16 protein-coding genes are annotated in these 15,706 nt (G+C 58.0%); 6 read left to right on the top strand and 10 right to left on the bottom strand.

Translation table 11 applies throughout. The annotated features are described in order from the left end of the window. Window positions 1-185 precede the first annotated feature (185 nt). Window positions 186-962 carry a BPL-N domain-containing protein gene (locus AACR93_RS16775; protein ID WP_043851418.1) on the bottom strand — a complete coding sequence of 259 codons (777 nt, stop codon included), beginning with the start codon at window positions 960-962 and terminating at the stop codon, window positions 186-188. A 215-nt stretch (window positions 963-1,177) separates the two neighbouring features. On the opposite strand from AACR93_RS16775, the gene AACR93_RS16780 reads away from it, so the two are divergent. Further along, the gene (locus AACR93_RS16780; RefSeq protein ID WP_043851419.1) at window positions 1,178-1,702 is read left to right on the top strand and encodes a metal-dependent hydrolase; all 525 of its coding nucleotides are present in this window, start codon (window positions 1,178-1,180) and stop codon (window positions 1,700-1,702) included. A gap of 287 nt (window positions 1,703-1,989) precedes the next feature. Here AACR93_RS16780 and AACR93_RS16785 read toward each other — a convergent pair whose 3' ends face one another. The 9 genes from AACR93_RS16785 to AACR93_RS16825 form a co-directional block, all read right to left on the bottom strand. Next, window positions 1,990-2,352: a hypothetical protein gene (locus tag AACR93_RS16785; protein ID WP_156152990.1), complete on the bottom strand. Its 363-nt coding sequence runs from the start codon at window positions 2,350-2,352 to the stop codon at window positions 1,990-1,992. 26 nt (window positions 2,353-2,378) lie between these two features. Further along, a complete protein-coding gene (locus tag AACR93_RS16790) occupies window positions 2,379-2,963 on the bottom strand; it encodes a hypothetical protein (protein WP_156152991.1) in 585 nt (194 codons plus the stop codon). Window positions 2,964-3,115: 152 nt separating this feature from the next. Next, window positions 3,116-3,595, bottom strand: coding sequence for a hypothetical protein (locus AACR93_RS16795; RefSeq protein ID WP_156152992.1), 480 nt, complete (start codon window positions 3,593-3,595; stop codon window positions 3,116-3,118). Window positions 3,596-4,230: 635 nt separating this feature from the next. Then, complete coding sequence (gene trpA, locus AACR93_RS16800) at window positions 4,231-5,037, bottom strand: tryptophan synthase subunit alpha (RefSeq protein ID WP_043851420.1); 807 nt, start codon at window positions 5,035-5,037, stop codon at window positions 4,231-4,233. Next, complete coding sequence (gene trpB, locus AACR93_RS16805; RefSeq protein WP_005347359.1) at window positions 5,034-6,227, bottom strand: tryptophan synthase subunit beta; 1,194 nt, start codon at window positions 6,225-6,227, stop codon at window positions 5,034-5,036. Before trpB ends, trpA begins: the two co-directional genes overlap by 4 nt. A 76-nt stretch (window positions 6,228-6,303) precedes the next feature. Next, complete coding sequence (gene trpCF, locus AACR93_RS16810; RefSeq protein ID WP_043851421.1) at window positions 6,304-7,800, bottom strand: bifunctional indole-3-glycerol-phosphate synthase TrpC/phosphoribosylanthranilate isomerase TrpF; 1,497 nt, start codon at window positions 7,798-7,800, stop codon at window positions 6,304-6,306. Continuing rightward, window positions 7,800-8,828: an anthranilate phosphoribosyltransferase gene (gene trpD / locus AACR93_RS16815; protein WP_043851422.1), complete on the bottom strand. Its 1,029-nt coding sequence runs from the start codon at window positions 8,826-8,828 to the stop codon at window positions 7,800-7,802. Before trpD ends, trpCF begins: the two co-directional genes overlap by 1 nt. Window positions 8,829-8,843: 15 nt before the next feature. After that, a complete protein-coding gene (locus tag AACR93_RS16820; RefSeq protein WP_005359135.1) occupies window positions 8,844-9,443 on the bottom strand; it encodes an aminodeoxychorismate/anthranilate synthase component II in 600 nt (199 codons plus the stop codon). Further along, complete coding sequence (locus tag AACR93_RS16825; RefSeq protein ID WP_043851423.1) at window positions 9,436-11,070, bottom strand: anthranilate synthase component 1; 1,635 nt, start codon at window positions 11,068-11,070, stop codon at window positions 9,436-9,438. Before AACR93_RS16825 ends, AACR93_RS16820 begins: the two co-directional genes overlap by 8 nt. Before the next feature lie 448 nt (window positions 11,071-11,518). Here AACR93_RS16825 and rnm point away from each other — a divergent pair, with 448 nt between their 5' ends. The 5 genes from rnm to rluB all read left to right on the top strand — a co-directional run bounded on the left by rnm (window position 11,519) and on the right by rluB (window position 15,521). Continuing rightward, window positions 11,519-12,400 (top strand): RNase RNM, encoded by an 882-nt coding sequence (rnm, locus tag AACR93_RS16830; RefSeq protein ID WP_043851424.1) that lies wholly within the window; start codon window positions 11,519-11,521, stop codon window positions 12,398-12,400. 110 nt (window positions 12,401-12,510) lie between these two features. Beyond that, on the top strand, window positions 12,511-13,131 hold the full coding sequence (locus tag AACR93_RS16835; protein ID WP_043851425.1) for an L-threonylcarbamoyladenylate synthase: 621 nt from the start codon (window positions 12,511-12,513) through the stop codon (window positions 13,129-13,131). After that, window positions 13,124-13,993: a segregation and condensation protein A gene (locus AACR93_RS16840; RefSeq protein ID WP_043851426.1), complete on the top strand. Its 870-nt coding sequence runs from the start codon at window positions 13,124-13,126 to the stop codon at window positions 13,991-13,993. Before AACR93_RS16835 ends, AACR93_RS16840 begins: the two co-directional genes overlap by 8 nt. Before the next feature lie 24 nt (window positions 13,994-14,017). Next, window positions 14,018-14,605: an SMC-Scp complex subunit ScpB gene (scpB, locus tag AACR93_RS16845; protein WP_043851427.1), complete on the top strand. Its 588-nt coding sequence runs from the start codon at window positions 14,018-14,020 to the stop codon at window positions 14,603-14,605. After that, window positions 14,598-15,521 carry a 23S rRNA pseudouridine(2605) synthase RluB gene (gene rluB, locus AACR93_RS16850; RefSeq protein WP_042032448.1) on the top strand — a complete coding sequence of 308 codons (924 nt, stop codon included), beginning with the start codon at window positions 14,598-14,600 and terminating at the stop codon, window positions 15,519-15,521. The genes scpB and rluB overlap by 8 nt, the downstream gene beginning before the upstream one ends. The last annotated feature ends 185 nt before the right edge of the window (window positions 15,522-15,706 follow it).

Genomic DNA, 15,706 nt, shown 5'->3' on the forward strand with positions numbered 1-15,706 from the left:
CGGCGAATGTATATAAATCAGCAGCTTTGGACTGCCCGGTAACTCTAGATGATAAAAAGCGGGGGCGCGGTGAGAGGAGGGCGAGAGTTGTGACTGTGTGATCATGGGCACAGCAACACCCCGGAAATTTGCTGGTACGCCTCACTTGGGGATAGCGCAGCATTTCCAGGGGCGTAGGGACGCGACTACTTCGAATGGGTGACGGGCTCTTCGGAGAGCAACTCGTTGACGAGTCCAACTGCTAAATGAATATTCGACTCCATCTTGTCGCCGTCCACCGCGTTTGCTTTCCATGATTCGGGGGCTTCGGGGTGTGGCCCGGAAACGGCCACCTTGCCTTTGCCGTATGAGCTGATCAGCGCGGCAATCTGATGGTTTTGAAAATGGGCGATGACCTTGACCTGCTCTGGGCTTGGCACCGGCGTAAATTGCGGGCCGGCCTGGTAATACATCTGGCGCTCTTCACCAAGCCAGCTGATAGGGAAGATCCTGGCGCTAAAGTCGCCGTCATAATCATCGGATGTCGCAGGAACAAGGCCCAGCGCCGGCACAAAGCCCTCCTCCTCAGACCAGCCGGTGGATGCCACAAATGCACCCCCACAGATCCCGAGGTAGTGGCCACCGCTTAGCAAATAGGCTTTTAATGCCGAACGCGCGTCCGCGGTGAAGGCGTTGAGGAGCGGCTCCACATCGTCCTCTGTGCCGCCAACGATAAACAGCCTGGCATTATCGAGCTCTGCAGGCAGCGCCCCGATATTGGAGAGATACCTGACCGGCAAGCCCACCTGCTTGACCACATCCGCAATCGCTCTGGTGCTATCCCCATCAGAAACCGGCCCGTTATAGATCAGCGCGTATGGCTCTTGTTTCGGCTGCGCAGAGGCGGCCTCTGCCATGCATCCAGTCACTAACCAAAGGCTGATAACGCTCGCAATCAGCCTGATGCTTTTTGAAAAATTCATCGCTGCCACTATCCCTGTGATGTGAATCGAAGAGACTACTTATCACGATCCCGTTCTGCATGTCAGCCGCTGTTAAATGAACATTTCAAGTTAACGCACCAAGGCTATGGGAGCTGCGTTCAGCTAACAGCGAACCAATACAGTGGGCGCACTTCACCTTCACTTCACCGAGCGGGGGTAGGGTAGGCTCATGTTTTCATTTGGAGCTTCATTCTATGCCCACCATAGTCACCCACGCCGCCGTCCCTCTCTGCCTGGGACTCGGGCTTGGCAGCCGGATTATCTCGCCGCGCCTGTTGCTGGCAGGGGTTGCCATCGCCATGCTGCCCGATGCCGACGTGCTTGCCTTCAAGCTGGGGGTCGCTTATGGCCATGTTTTTGGCCATCGCGGCTTTACCCACTCACTGCTGTTCGCCTTTGCTTTGCCCACGCTGGCCATGCTGTTTCACCGCCAGTTAAGGGCCCGTGCCGCCACCGTCTGGTCGTTTCTGCTGGTCTCGCTACTCTCCCACAGCCTGCTCGATTCGCTCACCACCGGCGGCAAGGGGGTTGGCTGGCTCTGGCCGTGGCGTGACGAGCGTTTCTTTGCCCCCTGGCAGGTGATCCGGGTCGCCCCCTTCAAGCTGGAGGCCTATCTCACCGCCCGAGGTGAGGCGGTGATCCTCTCCGAGTTCTACTGGGTCTGGCTGCCGGGGGTTGTATTGATGCTGGTGTTGATGGGGTGGGGAAGGGAGAGGTAGTGGTGGGATGGGAAAGGGTTATTGTATATATCGTTGCTAAGTAAAGACTTGGACCCCATCTCTTGTGTTCTGGCTATGTAACGTATTGCTCAGAAAGATGGGTGTCCAAAAAATGTTTTAGTCAGAATCAATCTTTACTGAAACTGACTGGCAATTCATACGTTCCATTTATTTTATCAAGATTTCAAACATGGTACATCCCTATTTTATGCATAACGTCTGGTTAAGGGGCAGGATTTAACCCGCCCTTGTTAGATAAGCTAGCTGTGTCGAACGCTATGTTGGGCTCATAATTGACGTTCAAAAGGACGTATTTCTTTATATATCCAAGCTTCGTCCCCATTTTCTCGGGTAAAGCCACGAGCGCCAAGTTCTACAAGCAGTCGTCGGAGATCATCATCGGGTGTACCTGTTACACGCTTAAGAGTATTAAAGCTTCGACCTTTTTCTCTGATGGCGTTGTCAAGCATTTCTTTGATGTAAATTTTTCTAGGACCCCAGATTCTTTCTTCTTCTCGGGCTGCCCTCTCCATTTCTAGTTTGCGTGGTCCCCAGTATCCGGAGAGCCAAGCACCGGTGATACCTATAATCCCACCAAGAAGCCCACCGATAATTCCTGCTATATACTCCGATCCCATGTAGTCTCCCATGAAGTACCGTTAACTTTCAAATATCGTTAAATTTCGTATAACGTAAATATAGAGAAGCTTAGATTTGTCCCCTCAATTCTCTCTGTTTTTAGTTTTCTATCATTAACCCACTCGTTTAGCCTTGCCTCTTGTTTAAAAGCTTTGTCAAATACTGTGTGACTTTCAGTTTCGGAAGGATGAAAGCCAACCATCCAAAAACTTCTAATAATGTTATCTGATCTATTTATTTTTCTCAACAACGATCCATCATCGATCATTCGTTTTACACACTCATTGATACTTTTTGCTCTTTTAAACTCAATAATAATTTCGCCAGGACGTTTTTGATATTTTCGTTTTAACCAGAAATCAACAGTTGTTGTTTTTCTCTGTTTTATGCGAGACTTTAGTCGTCGATCAAGTAAATAAGTTTTTTCTCTTCCCCAGTCAGAAATATCGCCGTTTTGACGTTGGTATAAAAACATCGCAAATTCAATCTGTAACCACTTTTCATAGTCATGGACTTTTTTTTCTGGAGTATTAATAAGACTTTCTATAAGTTGAAATTTATTACCTACTGATAAAGAGTCGACGAAATCAGAAATTAATTTATAAATAAACTCTAAGTCCATGTTATAAACCTAAAAGAGAAGCCTAATGCAGAGTTAAGGTGTGAGCAATGCTAACACCTAGTCTCAGCAATAGCAGCATAAACATGAAACTCAACGATTGAATGAAGGGTATAAAAATTGATAGTCACTCTCAAATACTCTGTTATGTAGATTTATCTTGGACGATACGCATGCTCCAACACCATTCTAGAAAGTGCAGTTTGTTTTGCTGATAGATCTATTTTATGCGAGGCACACAAAAAACATAAAACTCTTGCAAATTTTACTCTGATGATTTGAAGTGTTTTATAAAAAAGAAAATCATTACTAGAACTTTTCAAATTATAAAGAACCCGTAGTTCTCTGCTGAGTAGGGTGATAAGTTCAAGTAGGAAATGACTGGCCATTTCGGATTTCAGATTTAGTCTGCATTGTTCGGTTTCGTTTTTTATTGATTCGAGACTATTGATCACGGCCTGAGTGACTTCTTGATCAAAGGGAGCAACTAAAACCTGGCGTGACTCTAGGAAAGAGAAATACCGTTCAAGCTCATTTTTATCAGGGTCATTTACGAATTTAATTAAATCTTTTAGTGAAAAGCCTGATATAGATGCAGCACTACTTATTCCGCCGATGATTTCTAAAAATGTCAAAATGTACTCCTGTTACATAGTCGTGATTAGATTTAAGGCTGCACAAATCTGATAGTGGGGCCTTCTGTATAACTCCACCCATTATCATAACAACCACGGATTGTTTAATTTCTGTATGACTAGTCGACTGTATATACTTTTTAAACTTGCTATTTTTAATCAACTAATTTCACTATGAAAATAACAACTATGGAATTGATCTTCATCAGGAATGCCTGCCGGTGTTATTTTTCGGGCTACGCTACCGCCCCTGAGTTTCAGCCCCCAGTTCGCTGCTTTTCATCCGTGAGCTAGCAACAATCGCTTTCATGGCGTTCTTCCCAGAGGTTGATTGTCGTTTGGCTATCTTAAGGGCGATGCTGATAGCTGAGAAGGGGGCTTTGGCGGGAATCTGTGTTGGATCAATAAATTAGTTATTAAGGCGTGCGCTATGTGAGCAACTCATTTGGTTGGGAATGCAAAGCCGCCCTCACCCCAGCCCTCTCCCGGAGGGAGAGGGGGCAATACGCCAGAGTCGCAAGTGGGGCGAAGCGATAAAAAGAAAGGGAGCCGGTCAGGCTCCCTTTCTCATGGTTATGGCGTGGTTATGTGAACTGGCAGATCAGGGTCACAACCAGCTGACCCCAAATCCAACCTTATCTATTGGTCGCCGCCTTCATCCCTTCAACAAACTCTTTCAGACGAGTGAGCATATGCTCCGGGTTCTGGTGGTGGGTCTCGATGATCTTCACCACGGCGGAGCCGGAGATGGCACCGGCAGCGCCGGCGGCAATCGCTTCACGCACCTGAGCCGGTTCGCTGATGCCAAAGCCGAGCAGGGCGGGGGGGGCGTTGAACTCGCGCAGTGTGTTGATCAGCCCCTCCACCGGCATGCCGGCCTTGGTTTCGGCACCGGTGACGCCAGCGCGGCTCACCAGATAGGTGTAACCATTGCCAAGCTCCGCCACCTGTTTCAGGGTCTCGGCGTCGCCATTGGGCGGGGCGATAAAGATGCTGTCGATGCCGAACTTGTCGGCGGCCGCCTTGTAGGGAGCGCACATCTGCACCGGCACGTCGGCGACCAGCACCGAGTCCACGCCAGCCTGCTGGCACTTCTCGTAGAAGCCATCGATTTTGCGCACATAGACGAGATTCGCGTAGACCAAGAGGCCAATGGGCAGCTGCGGGTACTTGGCGCGGATGCGGCCAAGCAGCTCGAAGCAGTCATCCGGGGTGGTGTGGCTGGCAAAAGCGCGCAGAGCGGCGCCCTGAATGGTGGGGCCATCCGCTACCGGATCGGAGAAGGGAATGCCGAGTTCGAGGGCATCGGCGCCCCCTTCTACCAGCGCATCGACGATGGCTAGTGACAATTCGGGGGTGGGGTCACCCAGCATCACGAACGGCACAAAGGCGCCCTGATTAGCCGCGTCCAGACGGGAGAAGAGTTGTGCGTAACGGTTCATGACAAGGTTCCTTCTTTCTCAAAAATGTCGGCCACGGTGAAGATATCTTTGTCGCCACGGCCGGAGAGGTTGACGATGAGCACCTGCTCTTTCTCCGGTTCACTGCGGGCCATCTTTAGGGCATGGGCCAGCGCGTGAGAGGACTCCAGCGCGGGTATGATGCCTTCGGATTTGGCCAGCTCCTGGAAGGCGTCCAGCGCCTCCTTGTCGGTCACCGAGGGGTACTCGGCGCGGCCGATGGCGGCCAGATGGGCGTGCTGCGGGCCGACGGAGGGGAAGTCGAGCCCTGCCGAGACAGAGTAGGACTCCTGAATCTGGCCCTGATTGTCCTGCATCAGGTAGGAGTGCATGCCAAAGAAGACCCCCTTGCTGCCGTGACCGAGCGGCGCACCGTGCTCGCCACTCTCGATGCCGTGACCGCCCGGCTCGACGCCGATAAGGCGCACCGACGGCTCATCGATAAAGTCGGCAAACATGCCGATGGCGTTCGACCCGCCGCCGACGCAGGCGATCACCGCATCGGGCAGCCGCTCCTCCTTCTCGAAACACTGGGCCTTGGCCTCTTCGCCGATCATCTTCTGGAACTCCCGCACGATAGTGGGGAAGGGGTGCGGGCCCGCGGCGGTGCCGAGCAGGTAGTGGGCCGACTCGTAGTTGGCAGCCCAGTCGCGCAGCGCCTCGTTGCAGGCATCTTTCAGGGTGGACGAGCCGGAGTGCACCGGAATAACGGTGGCGCCCATCAGCTTCATGCGAAAGACGTTGGGCTTCTGGCGCTCGCAATCCTTGGCACCCATATAGACCCGGCACTTGAGGCCGAGCAGGGCGCAGGCCAGTGCAGTGGCCACGCCGTGCTGACCGGCGCCGGTCTCGGCGATGATCTCGCTCTTGCCCATCCGTTTGGCCAGCAGCGCCTGACCCAGCACCTGGTTGGTCTTGTGGGCGCCGCCGTGCAGCAGGTCTTCACGCTTCAGATAGAGGCGGGTCTTGGTGCCCTTGGTCAGATTGCGGGTCAGGGTGAGCGGGGTCGGGCGACCGGCATACTCGGTCAGCAGGGACTGAAATTCGGCGATAAAGGCCGGATCATCCTTGGCATCGACAAAGGCTTTCTCCAGCTGGAGCAGGGCCGGGATAAGGATTTGGGGCACATACATGCCGCCAAATTCACCGAAAAACGGGTTGAGCAGGGTCATAGACTATTCCTTGTATTTATAGGCTTAAGCGATTCATTCATTTGGTGCATGTGTTTAGCGGGTTCGCAGCGCTTTTTCACAGCTGGCGCAGTGCGCCGAAGGCGGCTGCAATCTTGTGCGCATCCTTCTGGCCCGGGGCACTCTCCACCCCGGAGTTGAAATCAAGGCCGAGGCAGCCCACTTGCGCCGCCTGCAGGGCGTTGTCGGGATTGAGGCCGCCCGCCAGCATCAGTTTGCTCTTGTCGAGCGTGGCCAGCATGGCCCAGTCAAATGCCTGACCGGTACCGCCGCTCTGGCTGCCGACTTTTGTATCCAGCAGCAGTCGATCGGCCGGGTAGTCGAGGGCAGGCAGCGGCTCACCACTTGTAACTCCTACTGCTTTCCAGATCTGGCAGCCAGTCGGCAGCAGCGCGCGCAATCCCTCGATATAGGCGGCATCTTCATCCCCGTGCAGCTGTACCGCGGCGAGCCCCAGCATCTCCACCGTCTTGACGATGGTGGCGGGCTGGGCGTTGCGAAATACCCCCACATAGGCGAGCGGTGCGCCCGCCATCACGGCGCGGGCGGCGGGGATGTCCACATAGCGCGGGCTTTTGGAAACAAAAATCAGGCCGCCAAATACCGCACCCGCCTGATAGGCGGCGGCGGCATCCTCGGCGCGGGTCAGGCCGCACACCTTGTTCTGGCCCAGAGTGAGCTTGCGCACAGCCGCTTCCAGATCCGGCTCGGCCATGAGGGATGAGCCCACCAGAAAGCCTTTGGCGTGGTGGCGCAGATCCGCCACCTGAGCGCGATGGTTGATGCCGGATTCGCTGATCACTACCCGATCGGCTGGGATGTCTTTGGCAAGCTGTTTGGTGCGGGCGAGATCGACGCTCAAGTCGCGCAGATCCCGGTTGTTGATGCCAATCACCGGCGCGCCCAGCGCGATGGCGCGGGTCAGCTCCTCCTCGTTGCTCACCTCGGTGAGCACGCCCAGGCCCAGCTCTTTGGCCACCGCGAACAGGGCGCGATACCCCTCGTCGGTGAGCACCGAGAGCATCAAGAGGATGGCGTCCGCCTGATAGTGGCGGGCCAGATAGACCTGATAGGGGTCAATCATGAAATCCTTGCAGAGCACCGGCTGGCTGACGCGACTGCGTACCCGCGGCAAAAAGGCGAAATCCCCCTGAAAGAACTTCTCGTCGGTCAGCACCGAGATGGCGGTGGCGTATTTGCCATAGATGTCGGCGATCGCCTCCGGGCTGAAGTCGTCGCGGATCAACCCCTTGGAGGGGGAGGCCTTCTTGCACTCCAGAATAAAGCGGGTAGAGCCCGCCTTGAGGGCGCCTACGAAATCCCGATCGCTGGGGGTCAGTGCGCTCTGGAAGCTCTCCAGCGGCTGGGCCAGCTTGCGGGCGGCAACCCACTCCTGCTTGGCCGCCACGATTTTGCCGAGAATGGTCTGGCTGATGGAGGCCATGTTCAGAAAAGCATGGGGGGCAATAAGGTCTGACATCTCGTTATCCTTGCGAAGCTGGCTCTTGCCCTGTGGGCGTTCTGAATGACTGCTGTGCGACATGGTGGCTGACATCATGCCTCCTGATGGCCCGCTTCCTGATGGCTCAGAGTAGCCAGCTGAGCGGCCAGATCCGCTGCCTTGCCACTGGCCAGCACTGCCAGCACCTCGGCGGCCGCGCTCTTGAGATCCTTCGCCTTGCCCGCCATCAGCAGCAGCGGTGCCACATTGGCGGCGATGGCGGCGTTGTGGGCCGGGGTGCCACGCCCTTCCAGAATGGCGGCGGTGATGGCGCGGTTCTCTTCCGGTTCCCCGCCCTGAATGGCGCTGACCGGATAGGTCTCGAGGCCAAAGTCAGCCGGGGTGATCATAAATTCGCGGATCTCGCCGTCACGGATCTGGGCCACCTGGGTCGGGCCGTGGATGGCAATCTCGTCGAGCCCGGCGCCGTGAACCACCATACCGGTTTTCAGCCCCAGTGCCAGCAGGGTTTCTGCGATGGGGCGCACCAGCTCGGGGGCATAGACTCCCATCAGCTGATAGGTGGGGCGAGCGGGGTTGATAAGCGGCCCCAGCACATTGAACAGGGTGCGGGTCTTGAGGGCCTGACGCACCGGCATGGCGTGACGCACCCCGGCGTGATACTGGGGGGCGAACAGGAAGCAGATGCCGAGCTCGTCCAGACAGCGGCGCGCTTGCGCCGGGCTCATGTCGAGCTTGATGCCCATCTTGTCGAGCAGATCGCTTGAGCCCGACTTGCTCGAGACCGAGCGGTTGCCGTGCTTGGCCACTTTCAGGCCGCAGGCGGCGGCGACCAGCGCCGAGGTGGTGGAGACGTTGATGGTGTTGAGGCCATCGCCACCGGTGCCGACGATGTCGCAGAACTCGTAATCCGGACGCGGGAAGTCGCGCGCTTCTGCCAAAAGCGCCTCGGCGGCGCCGGCGATCTCCTCCGGGGTCTCCCCCTTGATCTTGAGGGCAGTCAGCAGGCTTGCGAGAACTATGGGATCCACTTCGCCACGTACCACCTGACCGAAGGCGTCGCGGGTACTTTCACGGCTCAGAGACTGACCCTGATAGAGGGTGTTGAGATGATGATGCATGTTGGTCTCCTTACCTTACCGCACGCTGCTTTCTGGACGGGTGATATGGGCGAGCGCCTGGGTCAGCAGACGGGCCCCTTCCGAAGTCATGATGGATTCCGGGTGGAACTGGAAACCCAGCACCCGCTCATCCTGCTGCTCGATGGCCATGGGCATGCCCTGATAGTGGGCAATCACCGTTAGCTCTTCCGGTACATAGGTAGCGACCAGCGAGTGGTAGCGGGCCACCGGCAGCGGGCTCGGCAGACCGGCGAAGGCGCCGTGGCCATTGTGCTCAATCAGCGAACGCTTGCCGTGGACGATCTCGCCCGCCGCACCGACGGTGCCGCCGTAGGCTTCGCACAGGGCCTGATGGCCGAGGCAGATGCCGAGGATGGGCACCTGACCGCGGGCCAGCTTGATAAGGTCAATCAGGCAACCCGCCTCGTGGGGGGCGCCCGGGCCCGGCGAGAGCACCAGCACGGCGTCCCCTTCGCAGGCGGCGATCTCGCTCATGATGCGGCTCGCCGGCAGGCTGTTGCGGTAGATCCGCACCGGATAGCCGAGGGAGCGAAACTGGTCGACGAGGTTGTAGGTAAAGGAGTCGAAGTTGTCGAGCAGGAAGATGTTAGTCATGGCTCACGTCCTTATGTTGCTCCTGCTGGGCGCTCAGGGCTTGCAGGGAGGTGCCATGGCTGGCGGCGATGGCGGCCAGCACGGCGGCCGCCTTGGCGCGGGTTTCGTCCGCTTCGGCCTGGGGTTTGGAGTCATAGACCACCCCGGCACCGGCCTGTACGTGGGCCACGCCATCTTTGACAAACGCCGAGCGAATGACGATGCAGGTATCCATCTCGCCGGCGCCGTTGATATAGCCGACCGCGCCGCCGTAGCTGCCGCGGCGCTTGCCTTCCACCATGCGAATAAGCTCGCTGGCGCGGATCTTCGGTGCGCCGGTGAGGGTGCCCATGTTCATGCAGGCCTGATAGGCGTGCAGGGCGTCAAGGTCGGCGCGCAGGGTGCCCACCACCTTGGAGACCAGGTGCATCACGTGGCTGTAGCGATCCACCTTCAGCAGCTCCTTGACGTAGCGGGTACCCGGCTCCGAGATACGGGCGATGTCGTTGCGGCCGAGATCTACCAGCATCAGGTGCTCGGCCACCTCTTTCTCGTCCTGACGCAGTTCAAGCTCGATGCGGCCGTCGAGATCCCGGTTGATGCTGCCATCCGGGTTGAAGCCGCGGCGGCGGGTACCGGCGATGGGGTACATCTCCACATCGCGGCTGGTGGCGCAGAACTTCACCGCGCTCTCCGGCGAGGCGCCAAACAGGGTGAAGCCCTCATCCTGCACGTAGAACATGTAGGGGCTGGGGTTGGTCTGTTTGAGGCGGCGATAGGCGGCGATGGGGCTGGGGCAGGGCAGGGAGAAGCAGCGGGACGGCACCACCTGGAAGATGTCGCCGCGGCGGATAAAGCCCTTGAGCTTCTCCACCTCGGCGCAGAACTGCTTGTCACTCTTGTCCACGCTGATGCCGCCGGTCAGGGCTGGCGTTACCGGCTCCTGTTGCGGCGCCTGCTGGCAGGCTTGCTTGAACTGGCCGAGACGCTCGCTCAGGCGGTGGTATCTGTCCTCCACCCGGCTCTCGTCGCTGTCGCCGCCAAAGATGCAGGCAATCAGCTGGGTGGTGCGCTCGATATGGTCAATGGTGATCAGGGTTTCGGCCACGTAGAAGCAGTAGTCGGGGCAGTTGTTGCTCCCCTCCGGTACTTCGGGCAGATCTTCAAAAGAGGCGATGAGGTCGTAGGCGAAGCTGCCCGCCATAAACAGCGCCTCTTTGCCGAGCTGGCAATCGAGCTCCCGCTGCAGGGTGCGCAGCACGTCCAGCACGCTGATCCCCTTGAGGCGGGAATCTTCATCCTGCTCCCGATCGGAGGCCGGGAAGTCGAGCTGCAGCTCGCCGGCCACCAGGCTCTGGATTACGGCGGCGGGCAGGCGCTCGGTCAGCAGACTCTGCAACTGGGCGCCGTTGTCATTGAGGCTGCGCACCCGCACGGTGCGGCCACGGCACTCGATGCGCAGGCAGGCATCGACCAGCAGCAGGCTCTGTTTGCCCGCCTTGGAATCGATCTCGACCGATTCGAGCAGCAGGGTGTTGGGGCGCTGCTGGCAAAACTCGCTGTAGAGCGCCAGCGGATCGGCCACATAGGGGGCGTTGAGTTTGAGGGTATCGAATTCACCCAGAGGAAGGCGGTGCGTGGCTGTCATAGTGCGTTCCCTTGCGTGTGATGCGTGTTACCGATGTTCATGACGTCTAATACCTTGAAAAAGTGCCTTGAAAATGAGGTGGGTTCTGGCGGTTTCAGCTGGGGCGCCATCGCTTGGTCATTACGCTTGTCTGAATTCTCGGTTTCATCACAGCTCCATTTGCCGGATAATAAAAAAGCCCGCTGGGGTCAGCGGGCTTTTTCTTTGGGTTCTTAATTTGCTGTCAGTTTACAGGTACAGCAACGACCACACGCCCGCATGTCAGGGAGTGTGCCACCACCAAATGGTCAGGATGGAAGTCGTTTGCATGATAAAGTCCTGTAAAAAGATGTTTGCAATGAAGTGCCTACAGAAAACGATAAAGCCGCGGCCAAGTCAAGTCGCTTTTTAGCCTTCTTTCACCGATTTTTCATGAATGGTGACCTGACCACGAGAGCGGAATAACCCGATGAGATTCGATCTTCACTGTCATACTACCGCTTCGGATGGCGTGCTGAACCCCGCCGAACTGGTGCGCCGCGCCGCCGAGAAAGAGGTCGAGGTGTTAGCAATCACTGACCACGACACCCTTGCCGGCCTTGATGAGGCTCGCAGCACCATCGCCGCCGAGCAACTGCCGCTGCGACTGGTGAGCGGAGTCGAGATCTCCACCGGCTGGGAGCATCACGAGATCCATATCGTGGCGCTGGGAGTGGATGAAAAAAATCCGCAGCTGAGCGACTTTCTGACCGGCCAGCAGGCTCGCCGTGAAGAGCGCGCGCAGGAGATCGGGCGCCGTCTGGAGAAGTGCCTCATCCCCGGCACGTATGATGAGGCCAAACAGTTGGCCGGTGATGCCGCCGTGACCCGGGCCCACTTTGCCCGGGTGCTGGTGGCGCGCGGGGTGGCCGACAACATGCAAAAGGTATTCAAGAAGTACCTGAGCCGGGGCAACAAGGGGTATGCTCCTGCCCAGTGGCCCGAGATGGGCGAAGCGATCACTGCGATTCACGCAGCGGGCGGGCTGGCGGTGCTGGCCCATCCCAGCCGTTATGATCTCACCGCCAAGTGGATCAAGCGCTTGCTGGTGGCCTTCAAGGCGGCAGGCGGCGATGCCATGGAGGTCTCGCTGCCCCAGCAGAGTCCGCAGGAGCGGGCCAATCTGGGTCAGTGGGCGAACGAATATGGTCTGGCCATTTCGGTGGGGTCCGATTTTCACTTCCCCTCCAACTGGACCGAACTGGGCCGCCACCTCTGGCTACCCAAAGAGGGGACGCCGCTCTGGCTGGTCTCTCCCGAGCACTTCGGGCTGAGTCAGGAAGAGCATGCCGCTCTGGTGGCCAGCCGCTGACCGGCGGCAAGAGACGAATTTTAAAGCAGAATAGTAAGTGAGTGCCGTGGAGCCCGGCTTCATGGCCATCAAGCGGGCAGATGTTGCTGCCCCCATTGCGAGAACAAGGTATGAGTCAGCACTTTTACGTACATCCGGAAAACCCGCAGGCGCGTCTGATCAGCCAGGCGGTGCAGATCATCCAGAACGGTGGCGTTATCGTCTATCCGACCGACTCCGGCTATGCGCTGGGTTGCCACATGGGTGACAAGGGGGCGCTGGAGCGCATCTGCCGCATCCGTCGTCTCGACGCCAACCACGATTTCACTCTGGTCTGCCGCGATCTTTCCGAGATCGCCACCTACGCCAAGGTCGATAACGGCGCGTTTCGCCTGATCAAGAACAACACCCCGGGCGCCTACACCTTCATCTTCAAGGCGACCAAAGAGGTGCCGCGCCGCCTGATGAACGAGAAGAAGAAGAGCATCGGGATCCGGGTGCCGGACAACAGGATTGCCCAGGCGCTCTTGGAAGCCCTCGGTGAGCCGCTGCTCTCCACCTCGCTGATCCTGCCGGATTCCGAGATGGCGGAGTTCGACCCGGAGGAGATCTACGACAAGCTGGGCAAGCAGATCGATCTGGTGGTCAACGGCGGTTATCTGGGTGAGCAGCCCACCACTGTCGTGGACTTCTCCGACGATGACCCGGTAGTGCGTCGTCGCGGTGCCGGAGACCCGACCCCGTTTGAGTGATACCGCAGATCCTGTGACGACCAGCACCGGCGATAACGGCGCGGGCGTCACACCTCCCATCGCGAAAGTCCTGGGGCAGCCCTATCACGAGCTGCCCCAGGACTTGTTCATCCCGCCCGATGCGCTGGAGGTGTTCCTCGATACCTTCGAGGGGCCGCTCGATCTGCTGCTCTACCTCATCCGGCGTCAGCAGCTCGATATCCTCAATCTGCCGATCCTGCAGATCACCGCCCAGTACATGGAGTACGTGGAGCTGATGCAGGGGCTCAATCTGGAGCTCGCGGCCGAATATCTGCTGATGGCGGCCTGGCTGGCCGAGATCAAATCCCGCCTGCTGCTGCCCAAGGCACCCGAGCTGGAGGACGAAGAGGAGGGGGAAGATCCCCGCGTCACCCTTATTCGCCGCCTGCAGGAGTACGAGCGCTACAAGGTAGGTGCGGAGCGGGTCAGCGAGCTTCCACGGGTGGAGCGGGAGATCTTTATCGCGGCCGCCCTGCCGCCCGATTTTGGCGATCTCAAGCCGCTGGCGCCCGATGTTTCGCTGGTTGAGCTCGCCCTTTACATGCAAAGTGTGGTAAAACGCGCGACTCATTTTGAGCATCACCAGATCCGCCGCGAACAGATCCCGACCCGGGTACGCATGGCGGAGATCCTCGCCATGCTCTCGTTGGGCCAGACCCTGCGTCTTGAGCAGGTGCTGCGTGCCGAAGGGGGGCGGATGGGCGTGCTGGTGACCTTTCTGGCGCTGCTGGAGCTGTGCAAGGAGCAGCTGATCTGGATTTTGCAGGCCGAGCCTTTGGGTCCGATCCATTTTGCCCTGGCCAGCCAGAGCGAGGAGGGGGAGCGTGGTCTTGCCCATTGAGATGGTTTTTGCGAGGAATGCCCAATGGCGCTGCCAGCTGAACGATTAAAGACGCTGATCGAGGCGGCCCTCTTTGTCGCCGGGCGTCCGCTCAACGTCAGCGAGCTCAAAGGCAGCGTGCTGGCCGACTATCCGGTCACCACTCGCTACGTGCAACTGCTGCTGGCGGAGCTCAAACAGGATTACAGCGAACGGGGCGTCGAGCTCAAGGAAGTGGCCTCCGGCTGGCGCTTTCAGGCTCGTCAGGATTATGCCGAAGAGCTTTCGCGGCTCTGGAGTGAGCGGGCGCCCCGCTACTCGCGCGCCGTGATGGAGACGCTGACGCTGATCGCCTATCGTCAACCCATCACCCGGGCCGAGATCGAAGCGATCCGCGGGGTCGCGGTCTCGAGCCAGATAGTGAATACCTTGAAAGATCGTGGCTGGGTGCGCAGCATAGGCCACAAAGAGGTGGCGGGTCGCCCTGAGCTGCTCGCCACCACCAGAGCATTTCTGGATTACTTTAATCTGCAGAGTTTGGAGCAGCTCCCCGAGCTGGATCCCGAGCTGAAACCCCCGTTGTCCGCCATGTTTACGGGCAGCGATCAACAATCAGGTAACCCCGATGAGTGAAAAACTGCAAAAAGTGTTGGCCCGCGCGGGTCACGGCTCCCGTCGTGAGATGGAGGCCCTGATCACCGCAGGTCGGGTCAGTGTGGATGGCAAGGTCGCCACGCTGGGGGATCGCGTCGAAGTGAACGCCGTGATCCGGGTGGATGGTCACCAGGTCAAGACCCGTGCCGCAGAGGAAGTGATCTGCCGCGTGCTGGCTTACCACAAGCCGGAAGGGGAGATGTGTACCCGTCACGATCCGGAAGGTCGCCCTACCGTGTTTGATCGCCTGCCCAAGATGGAAGGGGCCCGCTGGATTGCGGTTGGTCGCCTCGACGTCAACACCTCAGGTTTGCTGCTGTTCACCACCGACGGTGAGCTGGCCAACCGCCTGATGCACCCGAGCCACGAAGTGGAGCGCGAATACGCGGTGCGCGTGTTTGGCGAGATCACCGAAGCCATGCTGCAGCGCCTGCGCAAGGGGGTGCAGCTGGAAGATGGCATGGCCAAGTTCAACAAGATCAAGCCGGCTGGCGGCGAGGGTCTGAACCAGTGGTTCAACGTCACCCTGACCGAAGGTCGCAACCGTGAAGTGCGCCGCCTGTGGGAATCCCAGGAAGTGCAGGTAAGCCGCCTGATGCGGATCCGCTACGGCGACGTCAAGCTGGATCGCGCCATCCCGCGCGGCGGCTGGCAAGAGCTGAAACTGCCGGAAGTGAATTACCTGCGTGGTCTGGTCAACCTGCCGCCGGAGACCGAATCCAAGGTCGATCTGCAGCAGGATGGCAAGAGCAGCCGCCACAAGCAGGCCGCCCAGATCCGTCGCGCCGTCAAGCGCCACAAGGAGCTGCAAGGCAAGGAGCCCCGTGCTCGCGCCACCACCGCCCGCCGCAAGCCGCAAGCCTCTACCCGCAACTCAGGTACCGGCAGCAAATAAGCGCCGTTTGCCAGTGACGCACACTGATAGATGTGCAAACTTGCCAAAAAGCCCGCACCAACTGGTGCGGGCTTTTTTATATCCTTAACAATATAACTACCTGGCAAAATAAATATTTACTTGGCTTTATATCAATAAATCCGCTTATTTGTTGACCTCAATGAGAAAACGTTTTTCTTGTTTCG

It is taken from the genome of Aeromonas sp. L_1B5_3 (assembly GCF_963866575.1).
GTDB lineage: Bacteria > Pseudomonadota > Gammaproteobacteria > Enterobacterales > Aeromonadaceae > Aeromonas > Aeromonas jandaei.

Excerpts from the sequence above, each read along its gene's own strand:
- AACR93_RS16775 (WP_043851418.1), bottom strand. The coding sequence starts at position 962 with ATGAATTTTTCAAAAAGCATCAGGCTGATTGCGAGCGTTATCAGCCTT.
- AACR93_RS16780 (WP_043851419.1), top strand. The coding sequence starts at position 1,178 with ATGCCCACCATAGTCACCCACGCCGCCGTCCCTCTCTGCCTGGGACTC.
- AACR93_RS16785 (WP_156152990.1), bottom strand. The coding sequence starts at position 2,352 with ATGGGAGACTACATGGGATCGGAGTATATAGCAGGAATTATCGGTGGG.
- AACR93_RS16790 (WP_156152991.1), bottom strand. The coding sequence starts at position 2,963 with ATGGACTTAGAGTTTATTTATAAATTAATTTCTGATTTCGTCGACTCT.
- trpA (WP_043851420.1), bottom strand. The coding sequence starts at position 5,037 with ATGAACCGTTACGCACAACTCTTCTCCCGTCTGGACGCGGCTAATCAG.
- trpB (WP_005347359.1), bottom strand. The coding sequence starts at position 6,227 with ATGACCCTGCTCAACCCGTTTTTCGGTGAATTTGGCGGCATGTATGTG.
- trpCF (WP_043851421.1), bottom strand. The coding sequence starts at position 7,800 with ATGTCAGCCACCATGTCGCACAGCAGTCATTCAGAACGCCCACAGGGC.
- trpD (WP_043851422.1), bottom strand. The coding sequence starts at position 8,828 with ATGCATCATCATCTCAACACCCTCTATCAGGGTCAGTCTCTGAGCCGT.
- AACR93_RS16820 (WP_005359135.1), bottom strand. The coding sequence starts at position 9,443 with ATGACTAACATCTTCCTGCTCGACAACTTCGACTCCTTTACCTACAAC.
- AACR93_RS16825 (WP_043851423.1), bottom strand. The coding sequence starts at position 11,070 with ATGACAGCCACGCACCGCCTTCCTCTGGGTGAATTCGATACCCTCAAA.
- rnm (WP_043851424.1), top strand. The coding sequence starts at position 11,519 with ATGAGATTCGATCTTCACTGTCATACTACCGCTTCGGATGGCGTGCTG.
- AACR93_RS16835 (WP_043851425.1), top strand. The coding sequence starts at position 12,511 with ATGAGTCAGCACTTTTACGTACATCCGGAAAACCCGCAGGCGCGTCTG.
- scpB (WP_043851427.1), top strand. The coding sequence starts at position 14,018 with ATGGCGCTGCCAGCTGAACGATTAAAGACGCTGATCGAGGCGGCCCTC.
- rluB (WP_042032448.1), top strand. The coding sequence starts at position 14,598 with ATGAGTGAAAAACTGCAAAAAGTGTTGGCCCGCGCGGGTCACGGCTCC.